This is a genomic window from Mesorhizobium sp. M7A.T.Ca.US.000.02.2.1 (assembly GCF_003996995.1).
Lineage (GTDB): Bacteria > Pseudomonadota > Alphaproteobacteria > Rhizobiales > Rhizobiaceae > Mesorhizobium.
On sequence record NZ_RZTT01000436.1, the window covers coordinates 1 to 4,791 of the forward strand.

A 4,791-nucleotide genomic window follows, 5' to 3' on the forward strand; every position below is an offset into this window, starting at 1 on the left:
GTCATACAAGGTGGCCGGCGCCATGCCGGCAAGTCCCCGGCCTGCCATTTCGGCATGGCCTTGGCCCCCGTCCCGCGCCAATCCTTCTTCGCGCGCTTGCCGCATCAGCACCGTCTCTGCCTGGTCATCGGCGGTATGGCCGGTGAGGATCAGGCCGATGCCTTCGGCTTGTGCCGCCTCGGCCAGCAGCCGGTAGCGCGCCTCGCGAGCGGCGGCGGGCAGGCCGGTCGATGGCTTGGGGCCCGACCATGTCAGGATGCGGTGTGAAATTCCGAGTCTGGCGCACAGCTTCGCCACTGATTGCGCTTCCGCAGCCGAACCGGACCGCAAACCGTGGTCGATCGTCACCGCCAGCAGCCTGGTTGCCGGCGCCGTACGGTCGAGATGGTCTTTGAGAAGAAGGAGCAGGGCGATCGAGTCGCTGCCGCCGGACACGGCCGCAACAGCGCCGCTGGTAAAATCGATATGCGAAAAAGGGTTAGTCGAAAGGTCCGGCTCGGTGTCGAGCATAATGCATGTCGCCCAAAAGTGATCCCGGTTTCAGGACAACGACATGTAGGACAAGGATCAGCAGGCAGCCAGAGCCTTCTCCTGCTTGACGCGTTCCTTGAGCGCACTGGAAATATCGGGGTAGCGCTTGCCGACCTCGCTGAAGGTGGCGCAGGCAACGTCATGCTGCTTGAGGCCGACCAGCGACACGCCGAGCTTCAGCAACATGTCGGGAGCTTTCTTGGCCTTGGGGTAGTCCTTGCTGGCGGCAAGGAACGTCTCGGCCGCGTCGCGATATTTCTGCTGGCCGAGCAATGACTCGCCCAGCCAGTAATGCGCGTCCGCCGCCTTCGCATCCTTGGGGAAGCGGGCGATGTGATCGCGAAAACCCTGCTCGGCGGTGCCGTAGTCGCCCGAAAGGATGAACTGGTAGGAGTTGCGGTAAAGCTCTTCCGGGTTGTTGGTGGCGGGCAACGCCGCGACCACCGTATCGGATTTTCCGGCCTTGGGCGCCGCCCCGGCGACTGGCGCGGTGTCCTGCGCCGGCGCGGTCGATTGCGTGTTGCCGCCGGCATCGATCACATTGCCGTTCTTGTCGACGGTGATGGTGCCGAAATTCTTTTCCGGCGCTCCCGTACCCGGAATAACCTTGCCGGGGTCGCCATCGGGAGATTCGACGATGACGTCCTCGACCGTCTTGCCGCCTGCCGATTGATCGTTGGCGGGCGCGGCGCCGGCATCGGCCGGCGCCCGTATTGCCGGGGCCGCCGCCACATCGTTGTCGGTGCCGGTGGTGGCGTCCGATTTCTTCTGCGCCGGCGGCTGCCCGCCTTGCGTGCCGCCGCCTTCCAGCTGCTGGAAGCGGAATTCATTGTCTTCCTGCTGCTTGCGGATCTGCTCCTGCATCTGCAGGACTTGGAAATTGAGTTCCTCGATCTTGCCGTTCATCTGCCGCAGCTGCTCTTCCAGGCTGGTGACAGCGGCAGGATCGGATTGCACCAGCTGAACTTGGTCTGGTTTCTTCTTTTGACCGAAAAGGCTGGGCAATTCGATACTGGGAAGATGGAAGGTAAAGCCGCTGTCGGTTGATTGCCCCGTGCCGCTCGCCCCGGTGCCGCTGGCCAGGGCGGTGACGCCTGATAGGAGCAGCAGCGCAAGCGTGCCGCTCAGAACCGATCTCAAATGCATGTGCCTCTCGCAGTGATTTCGTTAGCTTGTTCGCGCCTTCCAATCAGCATGGGACCAGCCAAGCGCCCTCGGCTCATAGCAGGAGCCGAGACTTCGGCCAAATTTTGTTTCGGGCATCCGGATGTGAAAAAGGCGGCCCCAAGGGCCGCCTTTCGCACAGGTATGTTGCATTTTTACCGCTAGACGGCCGCCGTTCTTGACGCGCCGGTCGGCTGCGTGATGCTTCAGGAGCCAGCGCCGCTAAGCGTGGTGACCGCGCGGCGGTTCTGCGACCAGCAGGAGATGTCGTCGCACACCGCGACCGGACGTTCCTTGCCGTAGGAAATGGTCTTGAGACGGCTGGCCGAAACGCCCTTGGCAACGAGGAAGTCGCGGGTGGCGGCGGCGCGGCGGGCGCCGAGCGCCAAATTGTATTCGCGCGTTCCGCGTTCGTCGGCATGGCCTTCGACGACGATGGCATACTGCTTGTACTGGTTCAGCCACTGCGCCTGGCGCGAGAGCGTCGTCTGCGCGTCGGCACGGATCGAGGTCGAGTCCGTATCGAAGAAGATGCGGTCGCCAATGTTGACGGTGAAGTCCTGCGCCGATCCGGGCGTCGCCGCGCCGGCGCCGTTAAGGCCAAGATCCTGAGCGCTGTTCGGCGTCTTCTTCGAGGCGCAACCTGCGATGGCGAGCATCGCCACCAGCGCGATCATGACCGGGTTTCTGGTAAGTGCTGCAATACGGCCCATGCCGCCTCTCCTTCGTATTTCGAGTGATCTAATTTGAGTGATTTCGTTGATCACCCAGTAACCACGTTTGGGTTAACCGGCATTCAAGAAACACGGTTAATTTTGCTTTAAGCTGCCCGTCCGCAGCCCTTTGGCCTGAAGCCACATTTCACGCGGACCCTAGGCGTAAATACGGCCAAAACGCGACAAAGAGATGGAAATGAGGAATTGAAGAGTTGGGGAATTGAGGAACTGAAGAGAGAATTCACTTCAGCTTTTCTCTCAGATTGATCAGCATGCCGTAGATATGGGCATAGGATCGCAGCCAATCGTCGTGTTGTGCCTGGCTGATGTATCCAAGGTCGAACGCATAGGAAATCCACGTCTCCACCTCGCTGCATGACCCCATTGCCATCGAAATGAACCGCGCGAATTCGGGTTTGGAGTGAGTCTGCTTGGCAAATCCTTCAGCCAAATTGGCGCAGATTCCTTTGCTGGAGCGACGCAACTGATCAGCCAGTGCGTATTGCTCCATTTTCGGGAAAACGAGCTTTATGGACGTCAAGAGAAACCACATAAGCGCGCTTATATACCTCTAGATCCTTCGCGCGATTAATGTAGCCGCCCGCCTTCTCCATTCTTCAGTTCTTCAATTCCCCAGTTCCTCAATTCCTCTATTCAAGCAGCGGCGACCAGGCCGGGTCGGAAGCGAAGTTCGCCGTCGGGATCGATTGCTCGTTGCGTCCGGTCAGATCGACCGAAATCAGTTTGGGCCCACCGGCGGAATCGCGGAAGAACATCAGCACGCGGCCATTCGGCGCCCAGGTCGGCCCCTCCTGCTGGAAGCCGGAGGACAGGATGCGCTCGCCCGAGCCGTCGGTCTTCATGACGCCGATCTGGAATTCGCCGCCGGTCTGCTTGGTGAAGGCTATGAGGTCGCCGCGCGGCGACCATACCGGCGTCGAATAGACGCCGTCGCCAAAGGAAATGCGGGTCTGGCCCGAGCCGTCGGCTCCCATCACGTAGATCTGCGCGCGGCCGCCACGGTCGGAGGTGAACACCACCTTGCTGCCATCGGGCGAATAGGACGGCGAGGTGTCGATGGCGGTCGAGTTGGTCAGCCTCGTCGTCGAGCGGCTGCGCAGGTCCATGGCGAAGATGTTGGAATTGCCGTCGTCGCGCAGCAGGCTCATGATCACCTTCTGGCCGTCGGGCGAAAAGCGCGGCGCAAAGGTCATGCCGGGGAAATTGCCGACCAGTTCGCGCTGCCCCGTTTCGATCTGCAGCAGGTAGACCCGCGGCTGGCCGCTTTCATAGGACATGTAGGTGATTTCCTGCCGGTTCGGCGAGAAACGCGGCGTCAGCACGATCGACCTGCCGTCCGAGAGATAGCGCACATTGGCGCCGTCCTGGTCCATGATCGCGAGGCGCTTCTTGCGCGCATTCTTGGCGCCGGATTCGTCGATGAAGACGACGCGGGTGTCGAAATAGCCTTTTTCGCCGGTCAGCCGCTCATAGATGGCGTCGGCGATAATGTGGGCGACACGCCGCTGATTGGCGTCGTTGGCGAAGAACTGCTCGCCGGCCATCTGCTGGCCGGCAAAAGTATCCCACAACCGGTACTGGGCGCGGATGCGGCCGTCGGCTTCCTTGCTGACGCTGCCGGTGACCAGCGCCTGCGCGTTGATCACCTTCCAGTCGTCGAAGCGCGGTGCTGCATCGGGGTTGGTGATCTTCTCGATAAAGGCGCTCTTGTCGATCGGAGCGAACAGACCCGAACGCTTCAAATCGGCGGTGACGATCTGCGAAATCTGCGCCCCAAGCGCGTCGCCGCCCTGGAAATCCGTGATGGCGATCGGCAGCGGCTCGACATTGCCCTTGTTGACGTTGAGCTCGACCAGCGCCAGCGCCGGCAATGTGCTGGCAGCGGTCATGCCCATCGCCATTGCTGCGACCATCAGGAGCGGCTTGAGGATTGATTTCATGTCTTCTCGCTTCTCGTACTGATTTTCGGATACCCGGGCCTTAGAGGCCCAGCATCTCCCTTGGATCGAAGGTGACGCGGACGTCGGCCCAGATGTCCTGCTTGCCGGCGGGAACTTGCAGGCCGGTGACATCGCATTTTTGCACCGCACGAACGGCACTTTCGTCGAACTGGCGGTTTCCGCTCGACGTTTCGACCGCCGGGCGTCCGTCCAGCTTGCCGGAGGCATCCAGGTTGAACCGCACCACGACGACGAAGTTCTCGGAACCTTCAAGGCCCGCGGGAAGGGTCCAGCAGCCGCCAAGCTGGCTTTCCAGAGCACCCATTTCGGACCTGGAAAGCTTCTGGCCCTGATCCTTGTCGCCGCCGAGCGACGCCTGCTGGGTCGAGCGCTTGGCGCCACCGCCGGATGGTTTCTGC

General features: G+C 61.4%; 6 protein-coding genes. All 6 read right to left on the reverse strand.

Features of this window, described 5'->3' with window-relative positions:
• Window positions 1-510: tRNA lysidine(34) synthetase TilS (gene tilS, locus EOD15_RS28610; protein WP_127409060.1), on the reverse strand; the 510-nt coding region annotated here is incomplete at its 3' end.
• A 57-nt stretch (window positions 511-567) separates the two neighbouring features.
• On the reverse strand, window positions 568-1,677 hold the full coding sequence (ybgF, locus tag EOD15_RS28615) for a tol-pal system protein YbgF (protein WP_127327632.1): 1,110 nt from the start codon (window positions 1,675-1,677) through the stop codon (window positions 568-570).
• 224 nt (window positions 1,678-1,901) lie between these two features.
• Window positions 1,902-2,408, reverse strand: a complete 507-nt coding sequence (gene pal, locus EOD15_RS28620; RefSeq protein WP_023811856.1) for a peptidoglycan-associated lipoprotein Pal — start codon at window positions 2,406-2,408, stop codon at window positions 1,902-1,904.
• A 244-nt stretch (window positions 2,409-2,652) separates the two neighbouring features.
• A complete protein-coding gene (locus EOD15_RS28625; RefSeq protein ID WP_245463791.1) occupies window positions 2,653-2,952 on the reverse strand; it encodes a four helix bundle protein in 300 nt (99 codons plus the stop codon).
• A 109-nt stretch (window positions 2,953-3,061) separates the two neighbouring features.
• On the reverse strand, window positions 3,062-4,372 hold the full coding sequence (tolB, locus tag EOD15_RS28630) for a Tol-Pal system beta propeller repeat protein TolB (protein WP_127380663.1): 1,311 nt from the start codon (window positions 4,370-4,372) through the stop codon (window positions 3,062-3,064).
• A gap of 40 nt (window positions 4,373-4,412) precedes the next feature.
• On the reverse strand, window positions 4,413-4,791 hold a 379-nt coding region (locus EOD15_RS28635; protein WP_148129674.1), incomplete at its 5' end, for an energy transducer TonB.